Genomic DNA, 17,954 nt, shown 5'->3' on the forward strand with positions numbered 1-17,954 from the left:
CTTGGGGTTGCACAGCAGATGACTGCAATTTCTCTCGGAATTCCGTCCGTTCCGACGAAGCTCGCCGACCGCAGGGTCAGCAGGAAGATCCAGGTCGGCTCCGTCGCCGTCGGCGGTGACGCGCCCGTTTCCGTGCAGTCGATGACGACGACCCGGACGTCCGACATCGGCGCCACCCTCCAGCAGATCGCGGAGCTCACGGCCTCCGGCTGCCAGATCGTCCGGGTCGCCTGCCCGACCCAGGACGACGCGGACGCGCTGGCGACCATCGCCAGGAAGTCCCAGATCCCGGTGATCGCGGACATCCACTTCCAGCCGAAGTACGTCTTCGCGGCCATCGATGCCGGCTGCGCCGCGGTGCGGGTGAACCCGGGCAACATCAAGCAGTTCGACGACAAGGTCAAGGAGATCGCGAAGGCCGCCGGCGAGACCGGCACGCCGATCCGGATCGGCGTCAACGCGGGCTCCCTGGACCGCCGGCTGCTGGAGAAGTACGGCAAGGCCACCCCCGAGGCGCTCGTCGAGTCCGCCCTGTGGGAAGCGTCGCTCTTCGAGGAGCACGGCTTCCGCGACATCAAGATCTCGGTCAAGCACAACGACCCCGTCGTGATGGTCAACGCCTACCGCCTCCTCGCCGCGCAGAGCGACTACCCGCTGCATCTCGGTGTCACAGAGGCCGGTCCCGCCTTCCAGGGCACCATCAAGTCCGCCGTCGCCTTCGGCGCGCTGCTCAGCGAGGGCATCGGCGACACCATCCGCGTCTCCCTGTCGGCGCCGCCGGCGGAGGAGGTCAAGGTCGGCATCCAGATCCTGGAGTCGCTGAACCTCCGCCAGCGCCGCCTGGAGATCGTCTCCTGCCCCTCCTGCGGCCGCGCCCAGGTCGACGTCTACAAGCTCGCCGACGAGGTCAGCGCCGGGCTCGAGGGCATGGAGGTCCCGCTGCGCGTCGCCGTCATGGGCTGCGTTGTCAACGGACCCGGCGAGGCCCGTGAGGCCGACCTCGGTGTGGCCTCGGGCAACGGCAAGGGACAGATCTTCGTCAAGGGCGAGGTCATCAAGACCGTGCCGGAGTCGAAGATCGTCGAGACCCTCATCGAAGAGGCCATGAAGATCGCGGAGCAGATGGAGAAGGACGGCGTCGCCTCCGGCACCCCGGACGTGGTCGCCGTGGGCGAGCCCGGCGCCTGACCCGCACCCTGAGGACCCCGCCGGCGGGCTCGCAGCCCCGAGCCCGCCCTGCACCCGGATCCACAAGGCCCCGTCGCCCTTCCGGTCGGCGGGGTCTTCCCGTGCACGCGCCACGCCGTGGACGTGCCGGGTACAGTTCCAGAACCAGCAAACCGTGTGATGAGGCGCCCTCGTGTTGACGCAGACCACCACCCGGGTCCTCGGCCCGGGCGATCTCGGCGCCGCGCTCGCCATCCTCGAGAGCGAGCCGGTGACGAATGCTTTCGTCACCGCCCGTGTGCAGGTCGCCGGCCTCGACCCGTGGCGACTCGGGGGCGAGATGTGGGGCTATTACGCGGACGGACATCTGCGCTCCCTGTGCTACTCCGGCGCCAACCTCGTGCCCATCTGCGCCGGTCCGGAAGCCGTACGCGCCTTCGCCGACCGCGCGCGCCGGGCCGGCCGCCGCTGCTCGTCCATCGTCGGCCCAGCTGAGTCCACTGCCCTGCTGTGGCGGCTCCTCGAACCGAACTGGGGCCCGGCCAGGGACGTACGGGCCAACCAGCCGCTCATGGTCACCGAGCGGATGCCGGACGACATCGAGCCCGACCCCGGCGTGCGCCGTATCCACAAGGACGAGATGGACGTGATCATGCCGGCGTGCGTGGCCATGTTCACGGAGGAGGTCGGCGTCTCGCCGATGGCCGGCGACGGCGGACTCCTCTACCAGGCCCGCGTCGCCGAACTCATCGGCACCGGAAGGTCCTTCGCCCGCATCGACGACGGCAAGGTCGTCTTCAAGGCCGAGATCGGCGCGGCCACCCCCCGGGCCTGCCAGATCCAGGGCGTCTGGGTCGACCCCGAGTACCGGGGCAGGGGACTGTCGAAGACCGGTATGGCGGCCGTACTGCGCTACGCCCTGGCGGACGTCTCGCCGGTCGTCAGCCTGTACGTCAACGACTACAACACCGCCGCAAGGGCGTCCTACCGCAGGGTCGGCTTCCGCGAGGTCGGCGCCTTCATGAGCGTGCTGTTCTGATTCCCGGCACCCAGTGCTGAGCGGTCACGACGGCAAGTAGGGTTCGGCCCATGGCAGCACTCACCGGGGACGGCTCGCAGGCCCCCGACGTCGTCGTCGAGCCGCTCGATCTGACGGCACGGGTCGACGAGGCGCTCGCCGTGCAGGCACTCGCCTTCGGGCTCAGCGACGACGAGATCGACATCCGCCGCTACATCGTGCTGCGCCACCTGCAGAACCCCGGTGCCCGGGCGCTCGGAGCGACCACAGAGGGGGGCAGGCTCGTCGGATTCGTCTACGGCATGCCCAACGACCGCAGCCACTGGTGGTCCACCGTGGTCGAGCCGTATCTGCGCCGCAACGGCACCGACGACTGGCTCGACGACTCCTTCGTCATCACCGAACTCCACGTCCACCCCGGCTTCCAGGGACGCGGCATCGGACGCGAACTGATCACCACCATCACCGACGGATGCGGCCTGCCCCGCTCGATCCTGTCCGCGATCGACACCGAGAGCCCGGCCCGCGCCCTGTACCGCAGGCTCGGCTACCAGGACCTCGCCGGGCAGGTGCTCTTTCCGAGCGCCCCCAGTCCCTACGCGGTGATGGGCGCCCCGCTGCCGCTGCGCCGCGCGAACTGATTTCCGCCTGCGGCTGCGCCCCGGCTAACCTCCTGCACATCACACGTTCCGAGCAGGAGTTCACCATGGCCCAGGTCCAGCGCATGTCCCGTCTGATGGTCAAGACACTGCGCGACGACCCGGCGGACGCAGAGACGCTCAGCCACAAGCTCCTCGTGCGCGCCGGTTACGTCCGCCGCAACGCCGCGGGCATCTGGTCCTGGCTGCCGCTCGGCAAGCGCGTCCTGGAGAACGTCACCCGCGTCGTGCGCGAGGAGATGGACGCGATCGGCGCACAGGAGGTCCTGCTGCCGGCGCTGCTGCCCAAGGAGCCCTACGAGGCGACGGGCCGCTGGGAGGAGTACGGCGCGGAGCTGTTCCGTCTCAAGGACCGCAAGGGCGCCGACTACCTCCTCGGCCCGACCCACGAAGAGATCTTCACCCAGCTCGTCAAGGACCAGTGCACGTCCTACAAGGACCTGCCGGTGATCCTGTACCAGATCCAGACGAAGTACCGCGACGAGGCGCGTCCCCGCTCGGGCATCCTTCGCGGCCGCGAGTTCCTGATGAAGGACTCGTACTCCTTCGACACCTCCGACGAGGGCCTCGCCCGGTCCTACGCCCTGCACCGCGAGGCGTACGTCCGGATCTTCGAGCGCCTCGGCCTCGAGCACAAGATCGTCTCGGCGGTGTCCGGCGCGATGGGCGGCTCCGCCTCCGAGGAGTTCCTGGCGCCGGCCCCCGCGGGCGAGGACACCTTCGTGTACTGCCCGTCCTGCGACTACGCGGCCAACACCGAGGCCGTCACCTTCGCGCTCGCCCCGGCCGAGGGCGCCGCGCACGGCCCGGTCGAGGAGCTGGACACCCCCGACACCCCGACCATCGAGACGCTCGCCGACCATCTGGGCGTTCCGGCATCCGCCACCTTGAAGAACCTGCTGGTCAAGGTCGACGGCGAGATCGTCGCGGTCGGCGTCCCCGGCAACCGCGAGGTCGACCTCGGCAAGCTGGGCGACCACCTGGCTCCCGCCGACGTCGAACTGGTCACCGCGGAGGACTTCGTGGACCGCCCGGACCTGGTCCGCGGCTACGTCGGCCCGCAGGGCCTGGAGAAGGTCCGCTACATCGCCGATCCGCGCGTCGCCCCCGGCACCGCGTGGATCACCGGCGCCAACCGGGCGGGCTTCCACGCGAAGAACGTCGTCGCCGGCCGGGACTTCGAGGTCGACGACTACCTCGACGTCGTGGTCGTCGAGGACGGCGACCCGTGCCCCTCGTGCGGCACCGGGCTCAAGCTGGACCGCGCGATCGAGATCGGCCACATCTTCCAGCTCGGCCGCAAGTACGCGGACGCCTTCCAGCTGGACGTGCTCGGCCAGAACGGCAAGCCCGTCCGCGTGACGATGGGTTCGTACGGCGTGGGCGTCTCCCGCGCGGTGGCGGCGCTCGCCGAGCAGACCGCCGACGAGCAGGGCCTGTGCTGGCCCCGCGAGATCGCCCCGGCCGACGTGCACGTGGTCGCCGCGGGCAAGGCGCTGCAGACCGAACTCGCCCTCGACGTCGCCGAGCAGCTCGGTGCGGCGGGCCTGCGGGTTCTGGTCGACGACCGTGCGGGCGTCTCCCCGGGCGTCAAGTTCACGGACGCGGAGCTGATCGGCGTCCCCAAGATCCTGGTGGCAGGCCGCCGCTCGGCCGAGGGCGTCGTGGAGCTGAAGGACCGCCGGACGGGCGAGCGTGAGGAGCTCACGGTGGCGGACGCGGTGGCGCGGCTGCGGGGGTAGCGCGGACCGCGTGCGCGCCTGTGGCGGGCTTGTCCCTCCCCGACCCTTCCCGCTGTACCGATGGGCGGCTCCGCCGCGTGGCGGGGCATACCCCGGACCACGGCCTTCGGCCGTGCCCTCAGTCTCCCCCTACGGCCCGGCGGCCGTGGGAGGTGTCCCCATGCGGGCTGACTTTGTCGGCCTCGCACGGTGTTCGAGGCGTGGGGGTCCGGGCGCGGAGCCCGGTTCGGGAAGGGGCGGGGTGGGGCAACGGCCCCGCGCAGCGGCACGCTCGCGGACCGGCTACAGCCAGCCCGCGAACTCCAGTGCCAGTTCCCCCTCCGCGCGCCGCCCCGCGGCCACCGCCCGCAGACCCGACTCCACCGCGCGGAACAGCGTCCAGCCGCGCAGCCGGTCGCGGTCGACCTCGAGGGAGTCCGCGAGGCGGTTCAGCCTGCGGCGGGCCGCCGACGCGCCGGCGGAGGACGCGACGAGGTCCTCGACGCGGTCGCGGGCGAGGCGGGCCAGGTCGTACGCGCGTTCGCCGACCACGGGCTCGGGCCCGACCGCCAGCCACGGCGCGCGGTCGCCGGAAAGCACCTTCCCCTGGCGGAAGTTGCCGTGCAGCAGCAGCTCTTCCGGTGCCGCCGCGACCAGTTCGTCCCGCGCCGCCAACGCGGCCGCTACGAGCGGTTCCACGGAGCTGCGCATCGCCGCCGCCTGCCGTGCCGTACGGTCCGCCACCGTCTCGAAGGCATGGCCGGCCGGCACCTCGACCCACAGCCGCCGCACCGTTCCCGCCGCCTCCAGCAGCGCCTTGGCTTCAGGGAGCGAGCGGAGCGAGACCTCGGGGTGCAGCCGCTCCAGCAGGAGTTCGCCGTCGGCGGCGTCCAGCAGCCGTACCGCGCCCCAGCCGTTCCAGTGCTCCAGCGCGGACGCCTCGCGCCCCGGGACCGCCGACGGCGGCGCCAGCTTCAACGCGGCGGGTGTGCCGTCCGGCTGCCGTACGAGAAGGAGCAGGCTGCTCCGGCCACCCGGAACCACGGTCCGTTCGACGTCCAGCTTCCGCCGGTCCACGGTCTCCTGGACCGTTTCCGGCAGCCGCGTCAGCCACGCGTCGTCCTCACCGAGTGCCCGGACCAGCCGCTGCGGGGGTTCGAAAGCCATACGCCCGTTGTTCCTTCCCCGTCAGTCCCGGCCGGCCCGCTCGGCGAGCCCAGGAAAGGCTACGCCGCTGCCGCGCCAGCGCACCGCGCGGACCGCCGCCTCGCGCAGCGCGCCCGCGGCATCCAGCCGCAGCGGACCTTCCGCGGCCCGTACGAGATCGGAGTAGACCGCCGCCACCCGTTCCTCCAGGACGGCGGCGAGCCGTATCGCGGCCACGGCGTCCGGCACGGGGAAGGGCAGGGCGTAGCCCGCGGCGGCCGCCGCGGGCTTTCCGCCGAGGTCGCGCACGGTGCGTGCCAGTGAGTCCCGCCGTGAGCGGTGTGCGGCGTGAGCGGCGGCGGCCTCGTTCTCGCGGTCCTCGCCGACCCGGCCGCCGACCACCCCGTATCCGTAGACGGCGGCGTGTTCCGCCGCGAGCGCGGCCTGGAGGGCCTCGAGTTCGCGCGCCGTGTCGTCCCGTGAGTCGAGCGTGGTCAACGCGGTTCCCCCTTCGTCAGCAGGTACGCATGCCCGGCACCGGCCGCAGCGACGGAGGCCAGGAGGCGTGCGAGCTCCGGCTCCGCGTCGGCGAGGGCGGCCGTGTGGCTGTCGGAGGTGCGGCGCTCCGCCGCGGCCAGGGCCTTGAGCGCGGCGGCGGGGTCCTCCGGGACGGAGCCGGCCGCGGTGGCGGACGGCGTGACCGGGGGAGCGGTGGACGGCGTGACGGACGGCGAGGGAGCGGCGGACGTCTGCCCGGGCCGGCCGCCGGCGAGTGCCACGGCGTGCGCGGCGACCGCGGTACGCAGCGGTGTCAGCCGTTCGGCGAGCTCAGGGTGGCGGGCGATGACGGCGTCGTACTCGTCGCCGAGCGCCGTGCTCGCGGCCGCGAGCCGTGCCCGCAGCGCCGCCTGCGCGCGGGCCGGGTCCGCGGAACGGCCGGACGGGCGCCGCGTCGCGGGGGAGTCGTTCGAACAGCCCGTCAACATGGCGGCAGCGGCCGCCCCCGTCGCCAACAGCGCACGTCTGCGTGTCGTCCCCGTGCGCCCCACGCGTGTCTCCTCGGGCTCGCAGTGATCATCGCCGCAGGCGAGCGTACCTGCGGCTCCCGGGCGGGTGGACGGCAACACCCCCCGCGACCGGATACCCTTTCTTCGACACGCGACGATCCCACAACAGCACACGCGGCCGAGGAGTCACCCGGATGAGCACCACCCAGAGCGAGAGGCTGCGCGGGCTGCTTGAGCCGCTCGTCAGCGCCGCGGAGCTGGATCTGGAAGAGATCGAGATCTCCCGGGCGGGCCGGCGCCGCATGCTGAGGATCACCGTCGATTCCGACGAGGGCGTGGAACTGGACGCCTGTGCCGAGCTGAGCCGCGCCATCTCCGAGAAGCTCGACGAGACGGACGTGATGGGCGAGGACGAGTACGTCCTCGAAGTCAGCTCCCCCGGCGCCGACCGGCCGCTGACCGAGCGCCGTCATTTCGTGCGCGCCACCGGCCGCCTGGTCAAACTGCAGCTGAAGGAGGGCGGGGATCTGGTGGCCCGCCTCCTGACCGTGGACGACGAGGGACTCGACCTCGAGGTGCCCGGTGTGAAGGGGCGCAAGCCAACCGCCCGCCGGGTGGCCTTCGACGACATCGTGAAGGCCCGCGTGGAGATCGAGTTCAACCGCAAGGACAAGAAGGAAGAGGAGGCGTAGCCGTGGACATCGACGTGAAGCTCCTGAAGGGCCTGGCCCAGGAGAAGGAGATCGCCTTCGACCTGCTGGTCGAGGCCATCGAGTCGGCCCTCCTCATCGCGTACCACCGCACCGAGGGCAGTCGCCGCCACGCCCGTGTGGTGCTCGACCGGAACACCGGTCACGTGACCGTGTGGGCCAAGGAGGACCCGGCCGATCTGGAGGAGGGGCAGGAGCCGAAGGAGTTCGACGACACTCCTTCCGACTTCGGCCGGATCGCCGCCACCACGGCCCGCCAGGTCATTCAGCAGCGGCTGCGTGACGCGGAGAACGACGTCACCTTCGGCGAGTACGCCCGCCGTGAGGGCGACATCGTCGCGGGCATGGTCCAGCAGGGCAAGGACCCCAAGAACGTCCTGGTGAGGCTGGACGACAAGCTCGAGGCGATCCTGCCGGTGCAGGAGCAGGTCCCCGGCGAGGAGTACACGCACGGTCTGCGCCTGCGCACCTATGTGGTGCGTGTGGCCAGGGGTGTGCGCGGTCCCTCCGTCACCCTGTCCCGCACCCACCCGAACCTGGTGAAGAAGCTCTTCGCGCTGGAGGTTCCGGAGATCGCCGACGGCAGTGTGGAGATCGCCGCGATCGCCCGCGAGGCCGGCCACCGCACCAAGATCGCCGTCCGTTCGACCCGCTCCGGCCTGAATCCCAAGGGCGCCTGCATCGGCCCGATGGGCAGCCGTGTGCGTAATGTCATGGCCGAGCTGCACGGCGAGAAGATCGACATCGTGGACTGGTCCGACGACCCGGCGGAGATGGTGGCGAACGCGCTGTCGCCCGCACGGGTCAGCAAGGTGGAGGTCGTCGATCTCGGCGCCCGCTCCGCCCGGGTGACGGTCCCGGACTACCAGCTGTCGCTGGCGATCGGCAAGGAGGGGCAGAACGCCCGCCTGGCCGCCCGCCTGACCGGCTGGCGCATCGACATCCGCCCCGACACCGAGCAGGGCCCCGACCAGGGCTGAGGAATGGGCAGGGGCCGAATCCCGTTGCAGTGAGGACGGGAGCCGACCAAGATCTCACAAGGATCAGGACAACAACCGTTCGATTTTTGCCCCCAAGGGGTGAGGTCGGTGCGGGGAGGTAGACTTAACCGTGTCTGGCCGGACGCATGCCCGCGTGTGCCCTGAGCGAACCTGTGTGGGATGCCGGGAGCGAGCGGCCAAGAGCGATCTGCTGCGGATCGTGGTGATCGAGGGCGAGTGCGTCCCCGATGATCGCGGTACGCTGCCCGGCCGGGGTGCGTACGTGCACCCCGCCTTGGTCTGTTTCGACCTGGCGGTCCGCCGCCGGGCGTTCCCGAGGGCCTTCCGGGCCCAGGGACCGCTCGATACCGCCGCAGTGCGGCGGTATGTCGAGCAGGCAGCACCGTAAGAGAAAGAAGTACGGCACGGATACCCCCGTGCGGTCAGGTACCTCGCGAGTTGGAAGTAGGTCGAGATTGCGATGAGCACTCGATGAGTACGCGATGAGTACGCCCATGAAGTAGCGACGGTCCGGCGGTAACCCGGACCTAAAAGGAGCGAAGTGGCTAAGGTCCGGGTATACGAACTCGCCAAGGAGTTCGGCGTAGAGAGCAAGGTCGTCATGGCCAAGCTCCAAGAACTCGGTGAATTCGTCCGTTCGGCGTCCTCGACGATCGAGGCGCCGGTTGTACGCAAACTGACTGATGCACTGCAGGGGCCCGGCGGCAACGCCGGCAAGTCCGCTGCGAAGCCCGGCGCGCCCCGCAAGGCGACGCCTTCGAAGCCTGCCGCGCCCTCGGCGCAGGCGGGACGTCCTGCTGCCCCCAAGCCCGGCGCACCGGCCCCCAAGCCGGCCCCGGCGAGCAGCACCCCCTCTTCCGTGGCCCCGGCTCCGGGACCGCGTCCGACACCGGGTCCCAAGCCCGCGCCGGCCAAGCCCGCCCCGGCGGCTCCGGTGCCCGCTGCCGAGTTCTCGGCCCCGGCTCCGGCCCAGCCCGCCGCACCGCAGGCCCCGCGTCCCGCGGGTGCCACCCCCGGTCCGCGCCCTGCCCGTCCGGCCCCGGCCGGCGGTCAGCGTGACGGCGGCCAGCGTGACGGCGGCCGTGGCGGCGAGCGTCCGGCGCGTCCCGCCGGCGGCCAGGGCGCCCCGCGTCCCGGCGGCCGTCCGGCCGGTCCCCGTCCGGGCAACAACCCCTTCACGTCCGGTGGCTCCACGGGCATGGCGCGTCCGCAGGCGCCCCGTCCGGGTGGCGCACGTCCCGGCCCCGGTGGCCCCGGCGGCGCTGTTCCCGGCGCTCCGCGTCCGCAGGGCGGCCCCGGTGGCGCCCCGCGTCCGCAGGGCCAGGGCGGTGCCCGCCCGACCCCCGGCGGTATGCCCCGTCCGCAGGCTCCGCGTGCCGGTGCTCCCGGTGGCGCGCCCGGCGGTAACCGTCCGAACCCCGGCATGATGCCGCAGCGTCCTGCCGCCGGTCCCCGTCCTGGTGGCGGCCCCGGTGGCGGCGGTCGCGGTCCCGGCACGGGCGGCGCAGGCCGTCCCGGCGGTGCCGGTCGTCCCGGTGGTGGCGGCGGCTTCGCCGGTCGTCCCGGCGGCGGTGGCGGCGGCGGTCGTCCCGGTGGCGGCGGCGGCTTCGCCGGTCGTCCCGGCGGCGGTGGCCCCGGCGGCGGTGGCGGCGGCTTCGGCGGTCGTCCCGGCTTCGGTGGCCGTCCCGGCGGTCCCGGTGGCCGTGGTGGCACGCAGGGCGCCTTCGGCCGTCCCGGCGGCCCGGCCCGTCGTGGCCGTAAGTCGAAGCGGCAGAGGCGCCAGGAGTACGAGGCCATGCAGGCCCCGTCGGTCGGCGGTGTGATGCTGCCTCGCGGCAACGGCGAGACCGTTCGCCTGTCGCGCGGTGCGTCCCTCACCGACTTCGCGGAGAAGATCAACGCCAACCCGGCGTCGCTCGTCGCCGTGATGATGAACCTCGGCGAGATGGTCACTGCCACGCAGTCCGTCTCCGACGAGACCCTTCAGCTCCTCGCCGACGAGATGAACTACACCGTTCAGATCGTCAGCCCGGAGGAAGAGGACCGCGAGCTTCTCGAGTCCTTCTCCATCGAGTTCGGTGAGGACGAGGGCGGCGAGGAGATGCTCGTCTCCCGTCCGCCGGTCGTGACCGTCATGGGTCACGTCGACCACGGTAAGACCAGGCTGCTGGACGCCATCCGCAAGACGAACGTCGTCGCGGGTGAGGCCGGCGGTATCACGCAGCACATCGGTGCCTACCAGGTCGCCACCGAGGTCAACGGCGAAGAGCGCGCCATCACCTTCATCGACACCCCGGGTCACGAGGCGTTCACCGCCATGCGTGCCCGTGGTGCGAAGTCCACCGACATCGCGATCCTCGTGGTGGCGGCGAACGACGGTGTGATGCCGCAGACGATCGAGGCGCTGAACCACGCCAAGGCGGCCGACGTGCCGATCGTGGTCGCGGTCAACAAGATCGACGTCGAGGGCGCCGACCCGACCAAGGTGCGCGGTCAGCTCACCGAGTTCGGTCTGGTGGCCGAGGAGTACGGCGGCGACACCATGTTCGTCGACATCTCCGCCAAGCAGGGTCTCAACATCGACTCCCTGCTGGAGGCCGTGGTCCTGACCGCGGACGCCTCGCTCGACCTGCGGGCCAACGCCGAGCAGGACGCACAGGGTATTGCGATCGAGGCCCACCTCGACCGTGGCCGCGGCGCCGTCGCGACCGTCCTGGTCCAGCGAGGCACGCTGCGCGTCGGTGACACGATGGTCGCCGGTGACGCGTACGGCCGTGTCCGCGCGATGCTCGACGACAAGGGCGAGAACGTGGAAGAGGCGGGTCCGTCGACCCCGGTCCTCGTCCTCGGTCTCACCAACGTCCCGGGCGCCGGCGACAACTTCCTGGTCGTCGACGAGGACCGTACGGCCCGTCAGATCGCCGAGAAGCGTGCCGCCCGTGAGCGCAACGCCGCATTCGCCAAGCGCACCCGCCGGGTGTCCCTCGAGGACCTCGACAAGGTGCTCAAGGCGGGCGAGGTCCAGCAGCTCAACCTCATCATCAAGGGCGACGCGTCCGGTTCGGTGGAGGCTCTCGAGTCCTCGCTGCTCCAGCTCGACGTCGGCGAAGAGGTCGACATCCGGGTGCTGCACCGCGGTGTCGGTGCGGTCACCGAGTCGGACATCGACCTGGCGATGGGCTCCGACGCCATCGTCATCGGCTTCAACGTCCGCGCGGCCGGCCGTGCCTCGCAGATGGCGGAGCGCGAGGGCGTCGACGTCCGGTACTACTCGGTGATCTACCAGGCCATCGAGGAGATCGAGGCGGCCCTCAAGGGCATGCTCAAGCCGGAGTACGAAGAGGTCGAGCTCGGTACGGCGGAGATCCGCGAGGTCTTCCGCTCGTCCAAGCTGGGCAACATCGCGGGTGTCCTCATCCGTTCCGGCGAGGTCAAGCGCAACACCAAGGCACGCCTCATCCGCGACGGCAAGGTCATCGCGGAGAACCTCAACATCGAGGGTCTGCGTCGCTTCAAGGACGACGTCACCGAGATCCGCGAAGGCTTCGAGGGTGGTATCAACCTCGGAAACTTCAACGACATCAAGGTCGACGACGTCATCGCGACGTACGAGATGCGCGAGAAGCCGCGCGGCTGACGCACGGCACTCGTCCGGGGCCGGTCGGCGGAAGTATTTCCGTCGATCGGCCCCGGCCGTTGCGTGTACGGTTTGGGTGTCCCTGCCAAGTACGGCGGGGACCCGACCGTGCCGGTCCGGCGGGAAGCCCCGGACCCCCGGCACGACGAACCCGGACCGGCGGGACATCCGGACATACATGTATGTGGGGACACTGTCCTTCGATCTGCTTCTCGGCGACGTACGGTCGCTGAAGGAGAAGCGCTCCGTGGTCCGACCGATCGTCGCCGAGCTCCAGCGGAAGTACGCGGTGAGCGCGGCGGAGGTGAGCGGCCAGGACCTCTACCGGCGGGCCGAGATCGGCCTCGCCGTGGTGTCCGGGGACACAGGGCACCTCACGGACGTACTCGACCGGTGCGAGCGCCTCGTCGCCGCCCGGCCGGAGGTGGAGCTGCTGTCGGTACGACGCAGACTCCACAGCGACGAAGACTGAATGCAAGGCAAAGAAGGAGACGGACCAGTGGCCGACAACGCGCGGGCGAAAAAGCTGGCAGACCTCATCCGGGAGGTGGTCGCGGAGAAGCTGCAGCGTGGCATCAAGGACCCCCGCCTGGGTTCGCACGTGACCATCACGGACACCCGCGTCACCGGTGACCTGCGGGAGGCCACGGTCTTCTACACGGTCTACGGCGACGACGAGGACAGGGCCAGTGCCGCTGCGGGCCTGCAGAGCGCCAAGGGCATCCTGCGCTCGGCGGTCGGCGCGGCGGCGGGTACCAAGTTCACGCCGACCCTCACCTTCGTGGCCGACGCGCTCCCGGAGAACGCCAAGACGATCGAGGACCTCCTCGACAAGGCGCGCGCCTCGGACGCCAAGGTCCGCGAGGTGTCCTCCGGCGCCACGTACGCCGGCGAGGCCGACCCGTACCGCAAGCCCGAGGACGAGGACGAAGCCTCGGAATGACGCAGCGCACCGTCACGCCCGACGGACTTGTCATCGTCGACAAGCCGTCGGGCTTCACTTCGCACGACGTCGTCGCCAAGATGCGCGGGATCGCCAGGACCCGGCGCGTCGGACACGCGGGGACGCTCGATCCCATGGCCACCGGCGTACTGGTGCTGGGTGTCGAGAAGGCCACCAAGCTTCTCGGGCATCTCGCGCTGACCGAGAAGGAGTACCTGGGCACGATCCGGCTGGGCCAGGACACCGTCACGGACGACGCCGAGGGCGAGGTCACCTCCTCCGCCGACGCCTCGGCCGTCACGCGTGAGGCCATCGACGCGGGTGTCGCCGGCCTCACCGGCGACATCATGCAGGTGCCGTCCAAGGTCAGCGCCATCAAGATCGACGGAAAGCGGTCGTACGCGCGGGTGCGCGGCGGCGAGGAGTTCGACATCCCTGCCCGCCCGGTGACCGTCTCCTCCTTCCGCGTCTACGACGTCCGCCCGACGACCACGGAGGACGGCCTGCCCGTCGTCGACCTGGTCGTGTCCGTGGTCTGTTCCTCCGGCACCTACATCCGGGCGCTCGCCCGCGATCTCGGCGCCGTGCTCGGAGTGGGCGGACACCTGACGGCGCTGCGGCGCACCCGGGTCGGCCCGTACGGCCTGGACGCGGCGAAGACCCTCGACCAGCTCCAGGAGGAGCTGACCGTGATGCCGATCGCCGAGGCGGCGGCCGCCGCGTTCCCCCGGTGGGACGTGGACGAGCGGCGGGCCAAGCTGCTCACGAACGGCGTGCGGCTCGACATGCCGGCCCACGATCGCGCTCCGGTGGCCGTCTTCGGGCCCGACGGACGCTTCTTGGCGCTCGTGGAGGAGCAGAACGGCAAGGCGAAGAGCCTGGCCGTCTTCGGCTGACCCGAGCGCGTGACGGTCCTGGGGGACCGAGGCTGCCGGCGTCCTGTCTTGGGCGTCGCTTCGTCGGGGGCCCGTTTCGTCGTGGGGCGGACGGCTTCGCCGTCCGCCCCACGATCCCCCCTCGATTCCCCCGCACAGTGTCTATCCACCCAGGCCCCTGGATTCACCCCTTCGAGCAGGCGCTCGGAGTGAACCGGGGTGCACTGGGGGGCGCGTTCGAGATCCGCGCTTCTCTTCTTGATCATCGTCTGCCTAACGTCGTCCGTATGGGACGCGCTGACCTCGCAACTTTGGTACGGATCTGCGATCCGGCCGGTCGGCCGTACGGCACCGGCTTCGTCGCCGACGACCTCGGAACGGTCGTGACCGGGCATGACGTGGTCCATGGCCTTCCCCGGCCCGTCGTCCAGCCCCTGGACGGCGGCGGACCCGCGATCGAGGCCGACTCCGTCACCCCGCTGCCCGGCAGCGGCCTCGCCCTCCTGCACACGAGCGGCCTTCGCGTCGTGCCCCTGCCGATCGGGGCGCGCGAACGCGTGGAGCCGGGTACGTACGTGCGTCTCGTGGCGGGCGGCTGGCGTGAGGCGCGCGTACTCGCCGCCACTCACGGCGTCCTGGAGCTCGCCATCGGCACGGACGGCAGCGACGCCCTGCGCCTCGTGGGCGGAGCCACCGGCGGGCCGGTGCTCGACGCGGCGACCGGAGCGGTCCTCGGCGTGCTCGCCGCCCCACCGCCGCCGGGCACGGCCACCTCCGCCGCGCTCGCGCACCCCTTGGGCACCGCACGCTCGGAGCCGCACGCCGAGCTCCTGCGCAGGAACGCCGCCACCGCGGCCGCGTACGGACCGGACCTCAACCTGGCCGCGGTACTGGAGCTGACCGCGACCTCGCTCGCCCAGGCCGCCGGTCCGGACGCAAGGCCGGAGCCCGTCCCGCGGCCCGAGGTCGCGCGGGAGTTCGCGGCGTTCACCGCACACGACGGCGCGGCTCTGGTCCTTGGACTCGCCGGCGCACCAGGCACGGGCCGTACGACGGAGCTGCGCGCGCTTGCCGCACGCCGCGCCCGGGGACCGCGGCCGGCGCCCACGCTGTGGCTGCGCGGCGCCGACGTCCGGGCCGGCGACACCGGCCTTGCCGACGCCGTGGCCCGCGCACTGCGCGGGGCCGCCCGCGTCGTCGCCGTACCGGAGCAGGCGGACGGCCGCGAACGCGGTGCGAACGCGGAGCGGGTGGCGCGATTGGCCGCCGAGGCGGGCCGGCCGCTGCTCGTCGTCCTCGACGGCTTGGAGGAGATGCCACTCGCGACGGCGACGGCGCTGCCGGGCTGGGCGGCGGCCACCGTGGCGTGGCTGGCCGCCTCCGGCACCCGGCTGGTCGTGGCATGCCGTCCGGAGCACTGGGAGCAGGCCGGGGCGCTCTACCCACCGCACCTGCTGTACCGCCCGGTCGGCGGGGCGGCACAAGGGCCGGCCGGGGCGGGCCTTGCGGAGGCCGAAGTCGCCCCGCCCGCGCCGCTGCGGGGCCCGGCGCGGTCGCAAGGGGCTGCGGCGGCGCAGGCGGTGCGGGGCCCTGCCGCACAGGCAGCACAAGCGGCGCAGACGGCACACACCGCCCGTACAGCTCATGCGGCACACGCGGCGCAGGCAGCACACGCGGGGCCAACGGCGCATGCAGCTCGCAGCGCACACGGACCACATGCGGCGAAGGCAGCCCAAGCTCTCCGGGCGCCCGCCGCGCCGCTGATCGCGGGCGAGGCGGAACGCACGGTGCCGGGGCCCCGCTTGCCGGTCGTGGTCCCGCCGCCGCTCGCCGTGGGGCCGGGCTGTCCCCGCCCCGGTGTCCGGGACCCGCAGCCGCCGCCCGTCGTGCGTCTCGGCGACCTGACCCCCGAACAGGCCGGGTCGGCGCGGCAGAGGTACGGGCTGGGGCCCGGCAGCGTGGATGCCCGTGACGCGCGGCATCCCTACGTGCTGAGGCTCCTCTCGGAGGTGCACCGTGCCCTGCCCGGTGCCGTGCCCGGCGCACCGGGGCGGGACGACGTCTTCGGCGCCTACCTCGACCTCCTCTCCCTGCGGATCGCGGTGCGCATCGCCGCCGCGGCCGGGTCCCCGCCCCGGGGCACCGCCGTCCGCCGGCTCGCCGCCCGAGTGGCCGGGAGGGTGCACGAGGCCGCCCGGCGCTGCCTCGGGACCGGTCACGGCCAACTCGACCGCGCCTCGTTCGAGGAGCTGTTCCCCTGGGCGGGCGGCTGGGCGTCGGCGGTCCTCACGGAGACCCTGCTCGTCCCGGCGGGCAGCGGCTACCGCTTCGCCCATGAGGAGCTCGCCGACTGGATCCAGGGCGCGCATCTCGACGTCGACGCGGCGCTCCGCTCGCTCGTCCACCGCCGCGAGCACGACGGTCCGGGTGAGGACGGCCCGCCGCCCGTGCCCCGGCATCGCATCGGTCCCGTCGCCCAGGCCCTGCTGTACCTCGGCCGGGAGCGCGGCGCACACCGACTGGCGCACCGGCTCGCCGAACTGGCCGACGTGGTCCAGGACGACGCCCACGGCAGGCGGGACCCGGACGCTCGCTGGTGGGCCTCCAGGCTGCTGCACGAGGTGCTCGGCCGGTTGCAGGACGCCGAGCCGTGCCTCGCCGTCCTGCAACGGCTGGCGGCACGGCCGGGAGACGCCTTCGGGCACGCCTTCTGGGCCGGTCTGCGGCTCGGGGACCCGGCGAGGTTCGACCTCCTGCGGCGGCTCCTGCCCGGCGACCCCTACCCGCCGAGCGGCACCGCCACCCCCCACTTCCTGGAACTCGCCGACGCGCGGCTGGCGGCCGACCCCGCGGCCGTGCAGCCGCTGCTGTGCCGGTGGTTCTACGACGACACGCCCCTCAACGTGGGTCCCGGCGCGACGGTGCGCCCCACGGTGGGCGCCGCGGCACAGGCGCTGCTCTACGCCCGCCGGGACCTCGCGCCCGACGATCTCGCCGAAGCCCTCGCGGACACCTCCCACCCCCGTGCCGGCGAACTTCTCCGTGCGCTCGCGGAGGACGAACCGTCCGCGATGTGCCGGGCCGTGGACCGCTGGGCCCGCGACCCGCGGCCCGGGCGTCGGACGGCAGCCGCCGCCTACGGGCCGCTCATCGCGGCCCCGGCCGTCAGCGACACGGACCGGGAACTGCTGCGGCGGGCCGCCCGCGCCCTGCTCGCCGGCACCCGGGGCGCGCACGGCCCCGCACTCACCCTGCTGGTCCGCGACCCGGTGAGCCGCGACCGGCATCTGCTGCGGGCCCTCGAGCTCTTCGCCGCCGGCGACCCGTGCCTGCCCGCCGACGCCCTCACCGACGCGCTGACGACCCATCCCCGCCCCGTGCTCGCCGCCTTCCGGAGCCGGCTGCTGAGGCCGGAGGCCTCCTCCCGAGCGGGAGAGACGCTCGCCGCGCTCGCCGATGCCGCCACCACCCCGGCCGTGGCCCGCCGGGCTGCCGCCCTCGTGTGCGAGTACGTCGACCATCGCCCGGACGGCGCGGTGCACGCCGCCGCGTACGTCCACCGCCGCCTCGAGCACGGACCGGACGGGCGGGACGTGCTGTTCCCGCTCGTCACCCACCTCGTGCGCGGCCGGCCGGCCCGGGTTCGTGGCGCTCTCGCGCCCGTGCTCGCCGCGGCAGGGGCTCCCGCCTCCCGCCCGCTGCGCGCCGAGCTTCTCGAGGTCCTGCTGCGGTACGAGCAGTACGAGGCCCGCGACCTCACCGTCCTCGACGACCTGCTGCGTGCCGCCGCACACGGCTGCGGGACGCGCGAGGAGGAGCGGACCCGGTCGCTGGTCCACCGGACGGGCCTGCTGCTCGTCCGCACCCCCAAGGGCGCGGCGTGCCTCGACCGGAGGCTCACCGAGCTGGCCCGCGAGGTGCCCGCTTTCGCCGTGCTCATGGCACGCTGGCCGATCGTGGATCCGGAGCAATGGGCCGAGGTGGAGGCCTGCCGGGCTCTCGGGATACGGGGGAGCCCGATGCCGATGCCGACCCCGGCCGCCGGGCATGGCAGTCTTAGACCTGCGTAA

Annotated in this window: 15 protein-coding genes; 12 read left to right on the top strand and 3 right to left on the bottom strand. The window is 72.5% G+C overall.

Features of this window, described 5'->3' with window-relative positions; genetic code table 11:
• Positions 1-18 precede the first annotated feature (18 nt).
• The 4 genes from ispG (at position 19) to MDN94_RS16530 (ending at position 4,586) form a co-directional block, all read left to right on the top strand.
• Complete coding sequence (gene ispG, locus MDN94_RS16515; RefSeq protein ID WP_159686382.1) at positions 19-1,188, top strand: flavodoxin-dependent (E)-4-hydroxy-3-methylbut-2-enyl-diphosphate synthase; 1,170 nt, start codon at positions 19-21, stop codon at positions 1,186-1,188.
• A gap of 175 nt (positions 1,189-1,363) precedes the next feature.
• Entirely contained in the window at positions 1,364-2,206 is an 843-nt protein-coding gene (locus MDN94_RS16520) for a GNAT family N-acetyltransferase (RefSeq protein ID WP_482727091.1), read from the top strand.
• Between the two features lie 50 nt (positions 2,207-2,256).
• Positions 2,257-2,826, top strand: a complete 570-nt coding sequence (locus MDN94_RS16525; protein ID WP_482726531.1) for a GNAT family N-acetyltransferase — start codon at positions 2,257-2,259, stop codon at positions 2,824-2,826.
• A gap of 65 nt (positions 2,827-2,891) precedes the next feature.
• Positions 2,892-4,586 carry a proline--tRNA ligase gene (locus tag MDN94_RS16530; protein WP_482726532.1) on the top strand — a complete coding sequence of 565 codons (1,695 nt, stop codon included), beginning with the start codon at positions 2,892-2,894 and terminating at the stop codon, positions 4,584-4,586.
• 282 nt (positions 4,587-4,868) lie between these two features.
• On the opposite strand, the gene MDN94_RS16535 is transcribed toward MDN94_RS16530, so the two are convergent.
• Genes MDN94_RS16535 through MDN94_RS16545 form a run of 3 tightly spaced genes read right to left on the bottom strand, consistent with a single transcriptional unit; the run spans position 4,869 to position 6,760 of the window.
• A complete protein-coding gene (locus MDN94_RS16535) occupies positions 4,869-5,732 on the bottom strand; it encodes an aminoglycoside phosphotransferase family protein (protein ID WP_482726533.1) in 864 nt (287 codons plus the stop codon).
• Between the two features lie 21 nt (positions 5,733-5,753).
• Positions 5,754-6,209, bottom strand: a complete 456-nt coding sequence (locus tag MDN94_RS16540) for a ferritin-like domain-containing protein (protein ID WP_482726534.1) — start codon at positions 6,207-6,209, stop codon at positions 5,754-5,756.
• Positions 6,206-6,760 carry a hypothetical protein gene (locus MDN94_RS16545; protein ID WP_482726535.1) on the bottom strand — a complete coding sequence of 185 codons (555 nt, stop codon included), beginning with the start codon at positions 6,758-6,760 and terminating at the stop codon, positions 6,206-6,208. The genes MDN94_RS16540 and MDN94_RS16545 overlap by 4 nt, the downstream gene beginning before the upstream one ends.
• 152 nt (positions 6,761-6,912) lie before the next feature.
• On the opposite strand from MDN94_RS16545, the gene rimP reads away from it, so the two are divergent.
• From rimP to MDN94_RS16585, 8 genes are all read left to right on the top strand, one after another.
• The gene (rimP, locus tag MDN94_RS16550) at positions 6,913-7,410 is read left to right on the top strand and encodes a ribosome maturation factor RimP (protein WP_482726536.1); all 498 of its coding nucleotides are present in this window, start codon (positions 6,913-6,915) and stop codon (positions 7,408-7,410) included.
• A gap of 2 nt (positions 7,411-7,412) precedes the next feature.
• Positions 7,413-8,408, top strand: coding sequence for a transcription termination factor NusA (gene nusA, locus MDN94_RS16555; protein ID WP_441266359.1), 996 nt, complete (start codon positions 7,413-7,415; stop codon positions 8,406-8,408).
• A gap of 130 nt (positions 8,409-8,538) precedes the next feature.
• Positions 8,539-8,817 carry a YlxR family protein gene (locus MDN94_RS16560; RefSeq protein ID WP_364601568.1) on the top strand — a complete coding sequence of 93 codons (279 nt, stop codon included), beginning with the start codon at positions 8,539-8,541 and terminating at the stop codon, positions 8,815-8,817.
• Positions 8,818-8,970: 153 nt separating this feature from the next.
• Positions 8,971-12,066 (top strand): translation initiation factor IF-2, encoded by a 3,096-nt coding sequence (infB, locus tag MDN94_RS16565; protein WP_482726537.1) that lies wholly within the window; start codon positions 8,971-8,973, stop codon positions 12,064-12,066.
• 178 nt (positions 12,067-12,244) lie between these two features.
• A complete protein-coding gene (locus MDN94_RS16570) occupies positions 12,245-12,538 on the top strand; it encodes a DUF503 domain-containing protein (protein WP_005311234.1) in 294 nt (97 codons plus the stop codon).
• Between the two features lie 27 nt (positions 12,539-12,565).
• The gene (rbfA, locus tag MDN94_RS16575; protein ID WP_100109456.1) at positions 12,566-13,009 is read left to right on the top strand and encodes a 30S ribosome-binding factor RbfA; all 444 of its coding nucleotides are present in this window, start codon (positions 12,566-12,568) and stop codon (positions 13,007-13,009) included.
• The gene (gene truB, locus MDN94_RS16580) at positions 13,006-13,905 is read left to right on the top strand and encodes a tRNA pseudouridine(55) synthase TruB (protein ID WP_482726538.1); all 900 of its coding nucleotides are present in this window, start codon (positions 13,006-13,008) and stop codon (positions 13,903-13,905) included. Before rbfA ends, truB begins: the two co-directional genes overlap by 4 nt.
• Positions 13,906-14,171: 266 nt before the next feature.
• Entirely contained in the window at positions 14,172-17,954 is a 3,783-nt protein-coding gene (locus MDN94_RS16585) for a serine protease (protein ID WP_482726539.1), read from the top strand.

The sequence above is a fragment of the Streptomyces sp. WAC00040 genome (genome assembly GCF_056835925.1).